The following is a 16,075-nucleotide window of genomic DNA, read 5'->3' on the forward strand; positions in this document are numbered from 1 at the left end:
TTCCCGTGGACCTCGATCGAAGACCGGGTGCCACAACCCGTCCTAACGGCGTTGACCAGCAAGACGCCGCCTGCCTCCGTCACCACAGAAACGGAGGTGACTCTCTATGGAGGGTCCCGAAATCCAGTTCGCCGAAGCCGTTATCGACAACGGTCGCTTCGGCCAGCGCACAGTTCGCTTCGAAACCGGGCGTCTCGCCCAGCAGGCCGCCGGTGCCGCAATGGTCTACATCGACGAGGACACCGCGCTCCTTTCCGCCACCACTGCAGGAAAGTCCCCGCGCGAAGGTTTCGACTTCTTCCCGCTCACCGTGGACGTCGAAGAGCGTATGTACGCTGCCGGCCGCATCCCGGGCTCGTTCTTCCGCCGTGAGGGCCGCCCGTCCACCGAGGCGATCCTCGCATGCCGCCTGATGGACCGCCCGCTGCGTCCGGCCTTCGTGAAGGGTCTGCGCAACGAGGTTCAGATCGTCGTCACCGTGCTCGCCATCAATCCTGATGTCCGTTACGACGTCGTCGCTATCAACGCCGCTTCCATGTCCACGCAGCTCTCCGGTCTTCCGTTCTCCGGTCCGATCGGCGGCGTTCGCGTTGCGCTCGTCTCCGACGGCTCCGGCGAGGACCAGTGGATCGCGTTCCCGAAGCACTCCGAGCTCGAGAACTCCGTGTTCGACATGGTTGTTGCCGGCCGGGTGGTCGGTGACGATGTAGCGATCATGATGGTCGAGGCTGAGGCCACCGACAACTCCTGGTCCCTCATCAAGGACAACGGTGCGACGGCACCTACCGAAGAGGTCGTCGCCGACGGCCTTGAGGCTGCAAAGCCCTTCATCCGCGCACTGTGCGAAGCCCAGTCGGACCTCGCCGGCCGCGCTGCCAAGCCCACGGTTGAGTTCCCCGTGTTCAAGGATTACCAGGACGACGTTTTCGCTGCCGTTGAGGGTGCTGCCGGTTCACGCCTGGCTGAGATCTTCACGATCGCCGACAAGCAGGAGCGAGAGGACGCAGCCAACGCCTACCGCGCCGAGGTCATCGAGTCGCTCTCCGGCCAGTTCGAGGGCCGCGAGAAGGAAATCGCCGGAGCCTTCAACTCGGTCACCAAGAAGGTTGTGCGTCAGCGCATCCTGCGTGACCAGGTCCGTATCGACGGCCGTGGGCTGAGCGACATCCGCAAGCTCACCGCCGAGGTGGAGGTCCTTCCGCGCGTTCATGGATCGGCCATCTTCGAACGTGGCGAGACCCAGATTATGGGCGTCACTACGCTGAACATGCTCAAGATGGAACAGCAGATCGACTCGCTGTCTCCGGTGACGCGCAAGCGCTACATGCACAACTACAACTTCCCGCCCTACTCCACCGGTGAAACCGGTCGCGTGGGATCGCCGAAGCGCCGCGAAATCGGTCACGGTGCGCTGGCGGAGCGTGCTCTCGTCCCGGTTCTGCCCAGCCGCGAGGAGTTCCCGTACGCCATCCGCCAGGTCTCCGAGGCCCTCGGCTCCAATGGTTCCACTTCGATGGGCTCCGTCTGCGCTTCGACGCTGTCGCTGCTCAACGCCGGTGTGCCCCTGAAGGCTCCGGTTGCGGGTATCGCAATGGGCCTCGTGTCCGATGAAGTGGACGGCCAGACCCGTTACGCGGCCCTGACCGACATCCTCGGCGCCGAAGACGCTTTCGGTGACATGGACTTCAAGGTCGCTGGTACTTCCGAGTTCGTCACGGCGATCCAGCTCGACACGAAGCTCGACGGCATCCCGGCTTCTGTGCTCGCGGCAGCACTGAAGCAGGCCCGGGAGGCACGTTTGCACATCCTCGGAGTTCTTGAGGCTGCGATCGACACCCCGGATGAGCTCTCCGAGTTCGCTCCGCGCATCATCTCCGTGAAGATCCCGGTCGACAAGATCGGTGAGGTCATCGGCCCCAAGGGCAAGATGATCAACCAGATCCAGGAAGACACCGGAGCCGACATCTCGATCGAGGACGACGGCACCGTGTTGATCGGCGCCACTGACGGTTCCTCGGCCGAAGCTGCCCGCGCTGCGGTGAACGCTATCGCGAACCCGCAGGTTCCCGAGATCGGTGAGCGTTACCTGGGCACGGTTGTGAAGACCACCACCTTCGGTGCGTTCGTTTCACTGACGCCGGGCAAGGACGGGCTGCTGCACATCTCAGAGCTGCGCAAGCTCGCCGGCGGCAAGCGCGTGGACAACGTCGACGACGTCGTCTCCGTGGGCCAGAAGGTCCAGGTCGAGATCACCAAGATCGACGACCGCGGCAAGCTCTCTCTCTCGCCCGTAGTGGCGGAGGAAGCCGGCGAAGCCGCTGCTGACGACGCTCCGGGTGCTCACGCACAGGATGCCGCCGAGGGCGACGACAACTAGCGGACACGCTGACAAGCACAAACCAACGGCTCCGCGGCGAACTGATTCGCCGCGGAGCCGCTGGCGTTGAGGAGAAGTTATGACTGAAACAGGCCAGGGCTCACCCGTCCTACTTCCATTGGTGACGGGCGGTTCCGAGCACTCTTCCATGCTCGTTGCGGGAGCACAGGGGGGAGCGGTGGTCCGCCGCTCTGTGCTGCCCGGTGGTGTCCGTGTACTGACCGAGGCAATGCCCGGGCAGCGGTCGGCGAGCATCGGTTTCTGGGTGGGCGTCGGTTCCCGCGACGAAGCCGACGGAGAGCATGGTTCCACGCACTTCCTCGAGCACCTGCTGTTCAAGGGAACACAACGGCGGACCGCGCTTGATATCGCCGCCGCCTTTGATGAGGTCGGGGGAGAATCGAACGCTGCGACCGCCAAGGAAAATACCTGCTACTACGCGAGGGTTCTCGATTCCGACCTCCCGATGGCGATAGATGTCATCGCGGACATGGTGACATCGGCCGTCATCGATCCGGAGGAACTGGAGCAGGAGCGCCACGTCATCCTGGAAGAGATCGCGATGGACAGCGACGACCCGTCCGACGTCGCGCACGAAAAATTTGTCGAAGCCGTCCTGGGCGCACACCCGCTTGGGCGCCCCATCGGCGGGACCCCTGACGCTATCAAGGCCATCTCGCGCGACTCCGTCCTTGACCACTACCGCCGCTACTACCGTCCGGAGGAACTGGTGGTGACGGCGGCCGGAGGACTGGATCACGACGTCGTATGCTCACTCGTCGTGCAGGCGCTTGAACGGGCGGGGTGGACGCTTGCAGCAGACGCCGCCCCCGTTCCCAGGCGTGCGCCGGAGCCTACCGTGCTCAAGGACAGCGGTGGAGTGCACGTGATCCGGCGCGCAGTGGAGCAGGCGAATGTCCTGGTGGGCTGTCCGGCACTGACGGCCACGGACGATCGGCGCTTCGTGATGAGCGTCCTCAACGCGGTGCTCGGCGGGGGCATGTCCTCCCGTCTCTTCCAGGAGATCCGGGAGAAGCGTGGGCTCGCCTACTCGACCTACTCTTTCTCGGCGTCGTACGCCGACGCAGGTTATTTCGCCATGTATGCCGGGTGTAGCCCGGCGAAGACGGGCCAGGTTATCGGCCTGCTCAGCGCGGAGCTCGAGCGGCTGGCATCGGAGGGCGTCAGCGACGAGGAACTCAGGCGTGCGGTCGGTCAGCTCTCCGGCGGCATGGTGCTTTCCCTCGAAGACAGCGGTTCGCGGATGACCCGACTGGGCCGCGCGGAGCTGGTCAGCGGCGAGTTCCTCGGGCTTGACCTTACGCTGGAGCGCGTCCGGGCTGTGACTGCGGATCAGGTGCAGGCGCTCGCACGGCAGCTCGCTGATGCACCCCGGACTATCACGGTCGTTGGACCGTTCGACAGCGAGGCGGAGCTGGGCCTGTAGCCAGGCCGGCGATGTCCTGCCGCCTAGCCCCCGGCGAACGGCGGCAGGACATCGAGAACGTCGCCGCGTCCCAGTGGTGCGGTATGGTCGCGCAGCGCAACCTCGTTGAGCAGGAAGCTGCTTCGTTCCAGAACCTTTGCCATGGACGGATCGCCGTCGGGGTGGAGGCTGCGGATCTCGCCCAGCACCTCCGAAAGCGCCACGCCGTCCAGATCGAGGCGTTCTTCAGGGACGCCGGCGGCCGCCTGGGCCGCGCCGAAGTATCGAACCAGCAATTCAGCCGCCAATCGCACTCATGGAGCGGTCGGGCTGCACGAAGTCGGCAGCCCCAAGGCCGGTATGGTCCATGCCGTGCGCCTTGGGCTTGGCCCACATTGCTTCCTGCCAACGCCGGGCGATGGCGTCGTCGTCGGCGCCCGAGCGCAGCAGGTCCCGCAAATCTGTTTCTTCGCGGGAGAACAGGCAGCTCATGATCTTGCCCTCGGCCGTCACGCGCGTGCGCCTGCAATCTGCACAGAAGGGCTCCGTCACGGAGGCGATGATTCCCACGGTGCCGATAACGACGTCGGGCGCTTCCGGCCTGCGCACCTCCCACCGTTCGGCGGGGGCACCGTCGCGGTTCCGCGGGTCGGGCGTGAGCACGAACCGTTCGGTGAGACGTTCTCGGATCTCGGAAGCGGTGATCATCCCGTCACGGGTCCATCCGTGATCGGCGTCGAGGGGCATCTGCTCGATGAAACGCAGTTCGAATCCACGTAAGACAGCCCACTCCAGCAGGTCCGGCGCCTCGTGGTCGTTGATTCCGCGCATGAGTACGGCGTTGATTTTGACCAGCCCGAGACCGACGGCGGCAGCCGCCTCGATACCGCGCAGAACCCGGTCGAGGAAAGGCCGGCGGGTCAGCTGGGCGAAGGTGTCCGGGTGCAGCGAATCCATGGAAACGTTGATCCGGGTCAGGCCGGCGTCCTTGAGGCGTTGAGCTTTCTTATCCAGGCCCAGGCCGTTGGTCGTCAGCGATACCGGTAGGTCAGGGTGCTGGGCGCGGATATCGGCGATGATGTCGATCAGGTCCGCCCGCACCAGCGGCTCACCGCCCGTCAGGCGAAGTTCGCGGATGCCCAATATGTTCACTCCTATGGCGACCAGCCGGACAATTTCCTCGCGGGAGAGCACCTGGTCCTTCTGCAGCCATTCCAGACCCTCGGCCGGCATGCAGTAGGTGCAGCGAAGATTGCACTTGTCGGTGAGGGATAAGCGCATGTCTGTGGCCCTGCGCCCGTAGGAATCAACCAGCCCGGCATCGGGCGCAGGCATATTCGCGCGCACGGTAGGGCTGCCAAGTGGGATTGCCATAGTCCGACATTACGCCCTTTGTCTCAGGCCCTCCATTTATTTATCCCAAGGCTCGGGGAGCTTCGCGGGACGCGCCCCAGCTAGGCTGGGATGTGCATCATCGCATGCACACCACGTAATGTCCGCGCGGCTTGATACAACGGGGCACAATGACACGAACAGTCGAGGAACATCAGCAGGCCGTACTCGGACTGCTGAGGTACAGCAGCGCCTTCGCCGACCGGACGGCCGAAATGCTGCCCCTCAGGGCGGCGCGGGGACGGGTGCTCGCTGAGGACCTGCGCGCCCCCGTGAGCCTGCCTCCCTTCGACAACTCGCAGATGGACGGCTACGCGGTCCACCACGCTGACCTCGATGGCTCCGAGGCCCGGCGGTTCTCGGTCGCGCCCCCGGTGCCTGCCGGTGCCAAACCCGATGTACTTCTGCCTGGTTCTGCCGCACCCATCATGACGGGAGCCATGCTCCCGGAGGGGGCAGCCGCCGTCGTACCGATCGAGCGGGCGGTGCCCTCCCAGTTCCCCACCACCACTCAGTATCGGAACTCCCAGCTCACGGTGGAGTTGCCCGCCGTCGAGGAGGGCTCCTTCATCCGGCGCGCAGGCAGCGATGTTGCGGCTGGAAGTATCGCCCTGGAGGCGGGGACCCTGCTGGGGCCCGCGCAGCTCGGTCTGGTGGCGGCCTGCGGCCTGGCAACGGTGTCCGTGCGACCACGATTCCTCGTGTTGCTCCTCAGCACGGGCGACGAAGTCCAGAAACCCGGCACCGCGCTTGCACCCGGCCGGATTTTCGACGCCAACACCACACTGCTGACGACGGCACTTGAAGAGGCGGGCGCGGAAGTACAGCTCCACAACATCGTGGCTGACAATCCGGAGGAACTGAGGGATGCACTGCAGTCCATCGGCCGGCCGGTCAATCTCATCCTGAGTACCGGCGGCATCAGCCAGGGTGCCTATGAAGTGGTCAAGCAGGCGCTGGCAGACAGCAGCGTCGAGTTCCTGTCGGTGTCCATGCAGCCCGGCGGGCCGCAGGCCATCGGTACCATCAACGGAGTGCCCTTCCTCGGGTTCCCAGGCAACCCAGTGAGCGCGCTGGTCTCCTTCGAAATGTTCCTCCGGCCCGCGCTCAGCACAGTTACCGGGATACCGGGTAACCGGGTCTGCCTGCCGGCACGGCTCACCGAGGACGTCCGTTCGCCGGAAAATAAGCACCAGGTCCGCCGGGGGCTCTACACAGACCGAACCGGCCAGGGGGAGGGGATCGGAGACGTTACGCTGCTTGGCGGGCCAGGTTCCCACCTCCTGCACGCCCTTGCCGGATCGAACGCGCTTGTGCACCTGCCCGTCGGAACGGGCACTGTGGAGGCGGGCACACCGGTTGCCGTATGGCTGCTCAGCGAGCTCCGCGGCGTCGTGCAACCACTTCATCCCAGCAACCCCAACCGAGAGGCGCTGACATGACCGAACCCCAAGCCCGGCTGACCCATGTGCGCGACGACGGCTCAGCACACATGGTCGACGTATCGGCGAAGGCCGTTACCGCGCGCGAGGCAACCGCCCAGAGCGTCCTGCGGACAACCCCGGAAGTCATCGCGCTGATCGTGGACGGCGACCTTCCCAAGGGAGACGCCCTCGCGGTGGCCCGCATAGCGGGAATCATGGCGGCCAAGCAGACCTCGACGCTGATACCGCTGTGCCACCCGTTGCCGTTGAGCAAGGTGACCCTCGACTTCGCCCCGGACGGCGACGCGGTCGTCGCGACGGCAACGGTGAAGACCACCGCTGTGACCGGCGTTGAGATGGAGGCATTGACTGCGGCGTCCGTTGCCGCCCTGACGCTCTACGACATGATCAAGGCCGTGGACAAGCACGCCGTCGTCACGGACATTCGGGTCCTGGCGAAATCGGGCGGAAAGAGCGGGGACTGGATCGCATGAGTTCCCCCAGAACAGCCGCGCTGATCATCGCGTCGACGCGTGCCGCGGCAGGCGTGTACGAGGACGAATGCGCGCCCCTGATCCAGCGCTGGCTGGTGGGAAAGGGCTACGCCGTGCAGCGTGCGGAAGTGGTTCCTGACGGCGATGCAGTGCGCGAGGCCCTCGCCCTCTGCCTTGGCGGCGCACCGTCCGTGCTCATCACCAGCGGAGGCACTGGCCTGAGCGCCGACGACGTCACCCCTGAGCTCACCGAACCCTTCCTCACCCGTTCGTTGCCGGGAATCATGGAGGCGGTCCGTCGGGCAGGAGCCGCAAAGACTCCCATGGCCGCATTGAGCCGTGGATTTGCCGGAGTGTCCGGCTCCACCTTCGTCATCAATCTCCCGGGATCGCCGGGGGCAGTCCAGGACGGCCTGGACGTACTGGACCCCGTTCTTGACCACATCTGCGAGCAACTTGAGGGAAGCCATGAGCACTAGCACTGTCCTGCACGCCGGCGTTTCCGCCGAGCCCCTCGACCTGAATCTTGCCCTCAGCGTCGTAGGTTCCGCTGACTGCGGAGCGGTGGTGGGCTTCGGGGGAGTGGTGCGCAACCACGACGGCGGCCGGCAGGTTGACCGCCTGGGCTACAGCGCCCACCCTTCCGCGGGAAACGTGATCGCCGAGATCGCCGCGGAAATCGCCGAAAAGTACAAAGGCATCCGGATCTGGGTGGCGCACCGCACCGGCCCATTGGCGATTGGGGATCCGGCCCTGGTCGCAGCCGTGGCCTCGGGCCACCGCGGCGAAGCATTTGCAGCGTGTACTGAGCTCGTCGACACCGTCAAGGCCCGCGCCCCCATCTGGAAGGAGCAGTTCTTCGCGGACGGCTCGGTCGAATGGGTCGGCGTCGAGGGCTGACCGGACCAGTAGCGCCTGCTGGCCTCCCACGTCTCGCTGGCGCTCGGCGCGAGACCCTCGGCCAGTAGGCTTAGCCCCATGACTCAACCGACTTCCGTTGCCGTTCTTGGCGCCTCCGGCCGCATGGGTACCGAGGCCGTCAAGGCTATCGATGCTGCTGCTGACCTCCGACTAGTCGCTGCCCTTGGCAGGACAGATTCACTCGAGGACATTGTGACAGCTGGCGCGCAGGTGATTGTGGACCTCACGGTGCCGGAGAGCACCGAACACAACGTGGCGTTCGCCGTCGAGCACGGCATTCACGCCGTCGTCGGGACCACCGGCTGGGACGAGGAACGAATCGGTCGTCTCGAGGGATTGCTGGATCGGAACCGTCACGTCGGTGTGCTGATCGCGCCCAACTTCGCCCTCGGCTCGGTGCTCGCAACGGCCTTCGCCGCCCGGGCGGCGCGGTACTTCGAATCGGTTGAGCTCATCGAACTCCACCACCCGGACAAAGTGGATGCACCGTCAGGCACGGCGGAGCGGACGGCGGCTCTCATTGCCGACGCGCGTCGCGAGGCCGGGCTCGCCGCGAGCCCGGATGCCACCCGAACGGCACGCGACGGTGCCCGCGGCTGTGACATCGACGGTGTCCGTGTTCACTCCGTGCGCTTGCGGGGTCTCGTAGCGCACCAGGAGGTCCTCTTCGGGGGCGTCGGCGAGCAGCTGACCATCCGCCACGACTCGTTCCACCGCGAGTCCTTCATGCCGGGCGTGCTGCTCGGGGTCCGCGAGGTGAGTTCGCGTCCTGGCCTCACCGTGGGCCTGGACGGTTACCTGGACCTGCAGGCGTGATGCAGACTGTGGACTTTCTGAAGAAACATCGCGTCAAAATAGGCGTGGTCTTCGTCACTGTTCTCCTTGCTTTCTGGCTCATAGTCGCACTGCAGCGAAGCGTGATCCTGCTGACCGATCCGGATCCCGTCGCCAAGGCGCTTGGTGTGGCCTACCTCCTCCTTCCGATGATCGGCGCATGGGCCCTGGTTCGGGAACTCTCGTTCGGCGCCCAGACCGAGCGGATGGCGTCCACACTCGACTCAGAGGGCGGTTTGCCGGTGGATGACCTGCCACGCACGCCTGCGGGCCGCATCGTGCGGGAGGCAGCCGATGCGCAGTTCCCCGCGTACCAGGCGGAAGCCGAAGCCAATCCGGGCGACTGGCGTTCCTGGTTCCGGCTCTCATGCGCCTACGACGCCGCCGGCGACCGCACGCGCGCACGCCGCTCAATGCGTCACGCAGCGAAGCTTTTCCGCGGGGAAGCGGACTAGCCGGGCCTTCGTGCCCTGCCCGGTGAGCGGGCCGCGTCGCTTGCGCCGGCCGCTACAAATTCCAGCGGCCCGCGCGCGCCTAGTTTCCGCACCAGCAGCCCAAGGGCAACGAAGACGGTCACCTGGGCCCAGTAGACCGGCGCAGGGTCCAGGGGAACCTCCTGCTGGTCGACGATACTCATTACCCAGATGTGCAGGGAGTAAAGGGTCAGCGTCATTGCACCGGGAGCCGACAGCGGCAGCAGCAGCCAGGGCAGCCGACGTGTCACCACGAGGCAGAGCCCGACGACGGCCGCTGCCGTACCAGCGGTGTGCATCAGATCCAGCGGCGTGCCGGAGTGGGGAGCGCTGGCTGCAAGCCACCACCAGGTGCCGGCCTGGTCGACCCCCGTCAGACTGACTGGAAGCATTGCCTTGATGTCGTAGCGCTGTGCCTGGGGAGTATCGAGCAGGACAGCCAGCCCGCCAAGCGGCCCCAGCAGCAACGCGCTGATGAACTTCGCCGTGCTTGCAACGCCCACTCCGACGAGTAGCAGGCCGAACTGGACGCCGGGTGCCCTCAGGTTCAGACGGCCTATGAGCATGCCGAGCAGGAGATAGCTCAGCCACTGAATCGCGGGGTAGTAACCGGTCACGAGGATATCCGCGAGCAGTGTTGCAGGCTGCCCGAAGTGCTCGAGCGCGGGATTACCGTCCAGATCCGAAGGGTCGATGTTGGCGTCGGCCCAGGGCCGCAGCAAGAATGCCGCGGCGGGGGAGAGCAGCGTCCAGGCGACGGCCCACCACGCCAGCTGCCCCCGCGGCATCCCCACGAACGGCAAAGCCATCAGGAACAGGATTCCGTAGTGGAAGAGGATCACAGCGATGTTGGTTTCGAGGCCGCCAAGCATCAGGCCCACCATTGCAATAACGACGGCGCGCGCAGCGATCCCCCTGCGGTCGCGGGAGATACCGCCGCGGTTGTGCAAGGCGTTGCCACCGGTCAGCAGTGCCAGACCGATACCCGCCACGAGTGCGAACAGGGCAGATGACCGTCCGGAGAAGGTGGCACCTATCCATGAAGCCTCGGAGCTGCCCTCCAGGTAAAGGGGGAAAACGTGGGTGGACATCATGCCGAAAAGGGCTATGCCCCTGGCCGCATCGATACCGCTCAGCCTGCCCGGGCTCTGTGTGATGGCCATGATGGAATGTTCTCACGCCCGCTGCAGCGGGTAAGTTTGACCTATGGCTGCCTCCGATAATCACCCGCTCCCATTCGGTTCCCTCGTCACTGCCATGGTGACTCCGTTTACCCCCGACGGCGCTGTGGACTTCGATGCAACGGCTGCGCTGGCGGTCCGTTTGGTCGAGGACGGGTGTGACGGCCTGGTGATTTCCGGAACGACCGGTGAAACGTCCACCCTGGAGGACCAGGAGAAGGAAGACCTTTTTCGCGTTGTCGTGGAAGCGGTGGGCGGCCGGGCCAAGGTCATCGCCGGTACCGGCACGAACCACACGTCCCACTCGGTCGAGATGGCTCAGCGCGCCCAGCGCGCGGGTGCAGACGGACAGCTCGTCGTCACTCCCTACTACAACAAGCCGACACAGTCCGGCGTCCTGGCACACTTCGACGCGGTGGCCGCCGCCTCTGACCTGCCGATCATGATCTATGACATCCCGGGCCGGGCAGGTATCCCCATCAGCACTGAAACCATGATCCGGTTGGCTGACAACCCCAAGATCCTTGCGCTGAAAGACGCCAAGGCGGACTATGCGGCGGTGACACGGGTGCTCGCCAACACAGCGCTGGACGTCTACGCAGGCGATGACGGCCTGACGCTGCCGTGGATGGCCGCCGGCGCCGTCGGCGTCGTAAGCGTCAGTGCCCACGTAGCCACCGCGCAGTTCCGCGCGCTAGTCGATGCCGCGACGGCGGGTGACTTCGCCACCGCGAGAAAGGTTCATTTCGATCTCGACCCGGTGGTCCGCGCGGTCATGACCCATATTCCGGGTGCTGTTTCCGCCAAGCAGATCCTGCGGATGCAGGGAGTGCTCCCGAACTCCGTGGTGAGGTTGCCCCTGGTCGAGCCCACCGCCGTCGAAATGGAACCGGTACTGACTGACCTTGCCGAAGCGGGCTGGGACTTTTCCGCGGGCGCAACCCGCTAACCTCCGAAAGGCCGACGTATGACAGAACTCGCAGGGACCACACTCGTCCCGCCTCCGCCACTCGCCGAGGGAACCCTAAGGGTCGTTCCGCTCGGCGGACTCGGAGAAATCGGCCGGAACATGGCCGTCTTCGAAATTGGCGGCAAGCTGTTGATTGTGGACTGCGGGGTTCTGTTCCCCGAGGAGACCCAGCCCGGCGTCGACCTGATCCTGCCGGACTTCTCCTATATCGAGGATCGGCTGGATGACGTGGTGGGCCTCGTGCTCACCCATGGTCACGAGGATCACATCGGCGCAGTGCCCTACCTGCTCCGCCTCAAGGCCGACATACCGCTGATCGGATCGCAGCTGACGCTGGCACTGATCGAAGCGAAGCTCCAGGAGCACCGGATCCGTCCCTTCACCCTGACCGTTGCTGAGGGTCAGATCGAACAGTTCGGGCCGTTTGAGTGTGAGTTTGTTGCGGTCAACCACTCCATCCCCGATGCGCTCGCTGTGTTCATCCGCACGAAGGCCGGAACCGTTCTGCACACCGGTGACTTCAAGATGGACCAGTTGCCGCTTGACGGGCGTATCACGGATTTGCGTGCCTTCTCGCGCCTCGGCGAAGAGGGGGTTGACCTGTTCATGGTTGACTCCACCAACGCTGACGTACCGGGATTCACGACAGCCGAACGTGAAATCGGACCAGAGCTTGACCGGCTGTTCGGCCAGGTGAAGAAGCGTGTGATCGTTGCCTCGTTCTCTTCCCACATCCACCGCGTGCAGCAGGTACTCGATGCAGCCCAGGCGCACGGCAGGTTCGTGTGCTTTGCCGGCCGCTCGATGGTGCGCAACATGTCCATCGCCGCGAAACTGGGCTACCTCCGAGTGCCTGATGGAATCCTGGTCGATGTGAAGAACGTGGACGACCTCCCCGATGACCGGGTGGTGCTGATGTCCACGGGCTCACAAGGCGAGCCGATGGCAGCGCTGTCCCGTATGGCCAACGGTGATCACCCCATCACCGTGGGCAAGGGAGACACCGTCATCCTGGCCTCCTCCCTCATTCCCGGGAATGAGAACGCCGTCTTCCGCGTCATCAACGGACTCCTCAAGCTCGGAGCCGACGTGATCCACAAGGGCAACGCGCGCGTTCACGTCTCGGGGCATGCGGCTGCGGGAGAACTGTTGTACTGCTACAACATTCTCAAGCCGAAGAACGTCATGCCCGTGCACGGCGAAACCCGCCATCTGATCGCGAATGGGAACCTTGCGATCCAGACCGGTATCCCGAGCGAGAACGTCCTCCAGACAGATGACGGTTCCGTTGTGGACCTGAAGGACGGCGTCGCACGTATCGTGGGCGCGGTGGAGTGTGGATATGTCTACGTGGACGGCTCAAGCATCGGCGAGATCACCGACGCCGACCTGAAGGACCGCCGCATCCTCGGCGAGGAGGGGTTCATCTCGATCATCACCGTGGTCAACCGCAGTACGGGAACCATCGTCTCCGGTCCGGACATCCATGCCCGGGGCTTCGCCGAGGACGATTCGGTCTTCGACGACATCAAGCCGAAAATCAGCTCTGCCCTGGCCGAGGCCGTCATGAGCAACAAGGACCACACCACGCATCAGCTTCAGCAGGTGGTACGCCGCGTCGTCGGAACCTGGGTCAACCGCCGTTACCGACGCCGTCCCATGATCATTCCGGTCGTTCTCGAAGCCTAGCTGGCGTGCTAATCCCCGGAAGCAGGGGCCCGGTCCGGTAGCGTAGCGAGTATGGCGACCCGTACTTCCCCTCCTTCTTCGCGGGGTCAACAGCCGCGAGCTCCACAGTCGCGAGGTTCGCAGCCGCGCACCCGCAGCACGGCCGTTGCCGGCCGGGGGTCGACGGCGCGCGGAACCAGCAAGACGCAGCCGCTGCCTGAAGCTGAGGAAAAGCTTCCGCTGCCGCTGCGGGCAGTCCGCGGGTTCTGGATGGCACTGGCACATTTGATCGCCGGCGCGATCCGGAAGTTCGGCCATGACGTCCAGCCACAGAAAGACCTCCGCAGGGACGGTACAGGCTTCTTCCTTTTCCTCTGTGCAGTCGCCGTCGCGACGGTTGAGTGGTGGGCGCTCACGGGACCGGTTGCCGATGCCATCCACGCAATTGCCGGGGGATCGGTGGGCTGGATGGCCCTGCTCCTGCCCTTTATCCTGCTTACCGGAGCAGTTCGCCTCTTCCGCTATCCGGAGAACCCGCGCGCGAACAACCGCATCGGAATTGGGCTGACCGTCCTTACTTTCTGCGGAGCAGGTATCGCACACCTCGTCGGCGGCCAACCCGAACTTGCCGCCGGACTGGACCCGCTGTGGCGAGCCGGGGGAGTAATCGGGTACCTCATTGCCGCACCGGCAACAGCCCTCCTCTCTGTCTGGCCCGTCGCTGTTGTGCTCTCCTTCTTGATTTTCGTAAGCATCCTCATCATCACGGCCACCCCCTTCCGCCATATCCCGTCCCGGCTGCGCCACCTGTACGAGCACCTCATGGGCCAGGACCTCAATGACCGCGACAGCGACAGCGATGAACACGACCAGAGCTACCTGTCCGATCGTGAACGCGCCCCGGCCAAGCCAAAGAAGAAGTCACGCCTCTTCGGCGGTAGAAAGAACACGGCCGAGGAAGAGGAGCTGGACGGTTACGTCGGGGACGAAGCCTTTGAACGTGCCGTGCTCGACGACGACGCTGACACTCCTCCCGCGCCGCCGACGATTCCCCCGGGTGTGCGGCGTCCCACGCAGCAGGAGATGGCTACAGAGAAGATCAAGCGGAATCAGGGGCTGGGCGCCGCCGAACCTGCCACCGAAGCCATGTCGGTGCTTCCTCCCGCCAGTGCTCCGGCTGCGCAACCCGCGCCGGTCCCATCCAATCCGGTTCAGCCGCAGGCACCTACAACGCCGATTCCGCAGCGGACCGAGCAGCTTTCTCTCGCCGGTGACGTCACGTACACGCTCCCGCCATCCGACTACCTGCCGGCCGGCACCCCGCCCAAGGAGCGCTCGGAGGCAAACGACGCGGTCGTTGCCGCGCTGACCCACACCCTTGAACAGTTCAACGTCGATGCGAAGGTCACCGGGTTCTCCCGGGGTCCGACGGTGACCCGGTACGAGATTGAACTGGCGTCGGGCACCAAGGTGGAGCGGGTCACCGCTCTGTCCAAGAACATCTCCTATGCGGTAGCGAGCTCGGACGTACGAATCCTTTCGCCGATCCCCGGCAAGTCAGCCATCGGTATTGAGATCCCCAACACCGACCGTGAAACGGTGTCTCTGGGCGACGTCCTGCGTTCAGGCAATGCGCGCAAGACAGAGCATCCGATGGTCATGGGTGTCGGCAAGGACGTCGAAGGCGGGTACGTTGTAGCCAACCTCGCCAAGATGCCGCACCTCCTGGTGGCGGGCGCAACCGGTGCGGGTAAGTCCTCCTTCGTGAACTCGATGATCACGTCCATCCTCATGCGGGCCACGCCCGATGAGGTGCGCATGATCATGGTCGACCCGAAACGGGTTGAACTTACGGCGTACGAGGGCGTTCCGCACCTCATCACCCCGATCATCACCAGCCCGAAGAAGGCTGCTGAAGCCCTCCAGTGGGTTGTCCGTGAGATGGACACGCGTTATGACGACCTCGCCAACTACGGCTACAAGCACATTGACGACTTCAACAAGGCTGTACGCAACGGGAAGGTGGTCCCGCCGCCGGACTCCAAACGAGTGGTCCGCCCGTATCCGTACCTGTTGGTGATCGTCGACGAGCTTGCCGACCTCATGATGGTTGCCCCGCGCGACGTCGAAGACTCAATCGTGCGAATCACCCAGCTTGCGAGGGCGGCAGGTATTCACCTGGTACTGGCCACCCAGCGCCCATCGGTAGACGTGGTTACCGGTCTGATCAAGGCCAACGTTCCCTCCAGGATGGCCTTCGCCACCTCCTCTGTGACCGACTCGCGGGTGGTCCTTGACCAGCCCGGTGCGGAAAAGCTGATCGGTCAGGGTGACGCCCTGTTCCTGCCCATGGGCGCGTCGAAACCTATGCGCGTGCAGGGTGCCTGGGTAACCGAGTCGGAGATCCATCGGGTGGTGGAGCACGTCAAGGAACAGTTGAAGGCGGTCTACCGCGAGGACGTCGCAGTCGAGGCGCCCAAGAAGCAGATTGACGACGACATCGGCGATGATCTCGATGTCCTGCTGCAAGCCACCGAATTGGTGGTCACGACGCAATTCGGTTCCACCTCGATGCTCCAGCGGAAGCTTCGCGTCGGTTTCGCGAAGGCAGGGCGCCTCATGGATCTGCTCGAATCGAGGGGTGTGGTTGGCCCGTCGGAGGGCTCGAAGGCTCGCGACGTCCTGGTGAAGCCGGACGATCTCGGTCCGGTCCTGGCAGCCATGCGAGGGGATGACCCGCCCTCGGCGGCTCCGGCGGAGACCGCGGCACCCGATTCCTCTTACCAGCCCGGTGCGGTGACTGATCTCGTCGCAGACGATCTCGATTCCCGCCCTCAAGCGGTCGACTACCATGACGACGACGAAGACGACGGCTCTGAAGACGCTTGGTCCCTGACAGGCAGGTAGCCTTGGTC

The 16,075-nt window shown here is 64.8% G+C and carries 14 protein-coding genes; 11 read left to right on the top strand and 3 right to left on the bottom strand.

Going from position 1 to position 16,075, the window contains the following annotated elements; all coding sequences use genetic code 11:
* The first annotated feature begins 106 nt into the window (after positions 1 to 106).
* Positions 107 to 2,377, top strand: coding sequence for a polyribonucleotide nucleotidyltransferase (locus tag AC5RU3_RS15275; RefSeq protein WP_309070584.1), 2,271 nt, complete (start codon positions 107 to 109; stop codon positions 2,375 to 2,377).
* Positions 2,378 to 2,525: 148 nt separating this feature from the next.
* On the top strand, positions 2,526 to 3,824 hold the full coding sequence (locus AC5RU3_RS15280) for a M16 family metallopeptidase (RefSeq protein ID WP_309070618.1): 1,299 nt from the start codon (positions 2,526 to 2,528) through the stop codon (positions 3,822 to 3,824).
* 23 nt (positions 3,825 to 3,847) lie between these two features.
* On the opposite strand, the gene AC5RU3_RS15285 is transcribed toward AC5RU3_RS15280, so the two are convergent.
* Positions 3,848 to 4,099, bottom strand: a complete 252-nt coding sequence (locus AC5RU3_RS15285) for a MoaD/ThiS family protein (protein WP_309070617.1) — start codon at positions 4,097 to 4,099, stop codon at positions 3,848 to 3,850.
* A gap of 1 nt (position 4,100) precedes the next feature.
* A complete protein-coding gene (moaA, locus tag AC5RU3_RS15290; protein ID WP_309070583.1) occupies positions 4,101 to 5,177 on the bottom strand; it encodes a GTP 3',8-cyclase MoaA in 1,077 nt (358 codons plus the stop codon).
* Positions 5,178 to 5,326: 149 nt separating this feature from the next.
* Between moaA and AC5RU3_RS15295 the strand changes: the two genes are divergently transcribed.
* The 6 genes from AC5RU3_RS15295 to AC5RU3_RS15320 all read left to right on the top strand — a co-directional run bounded on the left by AC5RU3_RS15295 (position 5,327) and on the right by AC5RU3_RS15320 (position 9,323).
* Complete coding sequence (locus AC5RU3_RS15295) at positions 5,327 to 6,637, top strand: molybdopterin molybdotransferase MoeA (RefSeq protein WP_493966096.1); 1,311 nt, start codon at positions 5,327 to 5,329, stop codon at positions 6,635 to 6,637.
* Complete coding sequence (gene moaC / locus AC5RU3_RS15300; protein ID WP_493966097.1) at positions 6,634 to 7,113, top strand: cyclic pyranopterin monophosphate synthase MoaC; 480 nt, start codon at positions 6,634 to 6,636, stop codon at positions 7,111 to 7,113. Before AC5RU3_RS15295 ends, moaC begins: the two co-directional genes overlap by 4 nt.
* On the top strand, positions 7,110 to 7,592 hold the full coding sequence (locus AC5RU3_RS15305; protein WP_309070580.1) for a MogA/MoaB family molybdenum cofactor biosynthesis protein: 483 nt from the start codon (positions 7,110 to 7,112) through the stop codon (positions 7,590 to 7,592). Before moaC ends, AC5RU3_RS15305 begins: the two co-directional genes overlap by 4 nt.
* The gene (locus AC5RU3_RS15310) at positions 7,582 to 8,013 is read left to right on the top strand and encodes a molybdenum cofactor biosynthesis protein MoaE (RefSeq protein WP_309123950.1); all 432 of its coding nucleotides are present in this window, start codon (positions 7,582 to 7,584) and stop codon (positions 8,011 to 8,013) included. Before AC5RU3_RS15305 ends, AC5RU3_RS15310 begins: the two co-directional genes overlap by 11 nt.
* Positions 8,014 to 8,091: 78 nt before the next feature.
* Positions 8,092 to 8,850: a 4-hydroxy-tetrahydrodipicolinate reductase gene (gene dapB, locus AC5RU3_RS15315; RefSeq protein ID WP_309123951.1), complete on the top strand. Its 759-nt coding sequence runs from the start codon at positions 8,092 to 8,094 to the stop codon at positions 8,848 to 8,850.
* Positions 8,850 to 9,323: a hypothetical protein gene (locus AC5RU3_RS15320; RefSeq protein WP_309070616.1), complete on the top strand. Its 474-nt coding sequence runs from the start codon at positions 8,850 to 8,852 to the stop codon at positions 9,321 to 9,323. Before dapB ends, AC5RU3_RS15320 begins: the two co-directional genes overlap by 1 nt.
* Here the strand turns inward: AC5RU3_RS15320 and AC5RU3_RS15325 are convergent.
* Positions 9,320 to 10,504 carry a heparan-alpha-glucosaminide N-acetyltransferase domain-containing protein gene (locus tag AC5RU3_RS15325; protein WP_493966098.1) on the bottom strand — a complete coding sequence of 395 codons (1,185 nt, stop codon included), beginning with the start codon at positions 10,502 to 10,504 and terminating at the stop codon, positions 9,320 to 9,322. The two genes, AC5RU3_RS15320 and AC5RU3_RS15325, sit on opposite strands and share 4 nt — an antisense overlap.
* A gap of 43 nt (positions 10,505 to 10,547) precedes the next feature.
* On the opposite strand from AC5RU3_RS15325, the gene dapA reads away from it, so the two are divergent.
* Genes dapA through AC5RU3_RS15340 form a run of 3 tightly spaced genes read left to right on the top strand, consistent with a single transcriptional unit; the run spans position 10,548 to position 16,067 of the window.
* Positions 10,548 to 11,471, top strand: a complete 924-nt coding sequence (dapA, locus tag AC5RU3_RS15330; protein WP_309124434.1) for a 4-hydroxy-tetrahydrodipicolinate synthase — start codon at positions 10,548 to 10,550, stop codon at positions 11,469 to 11,471.
* An 18-nt stretch (positions 11,472 to 11,489) separates the two neighbouring features.
* Complete coding sequence (locus AC5RU3_RS15335; RefSeq protein WP_309072181.1) at positions 11,490 to 13,181, top strand: ribonuclease J; 1,692 nt, start codon at positions 11,490 to 11,492, stop codon at positions 13,179 to 13,181.
* A gap of 51 nt (positions 13,182 to 13,232) precedes the next feature.
* A complete protein-coding gene (locus AC5RU3_RS15340) occupies positions 13,233 to 16,067 on the top strand; it encodes an FtsK/SpoIIIE family DNA translocase (protein ID WP_493966099.1) in 2,835 nt (944 codons plus the stop codon).
* The last annotated feature ends 8 nt before the right edge of the window (positions 16,068 to 16,075 follow it).

The organism is Arthrobacter sp. MDB1-55 (genome assembly GCF_059092925.1).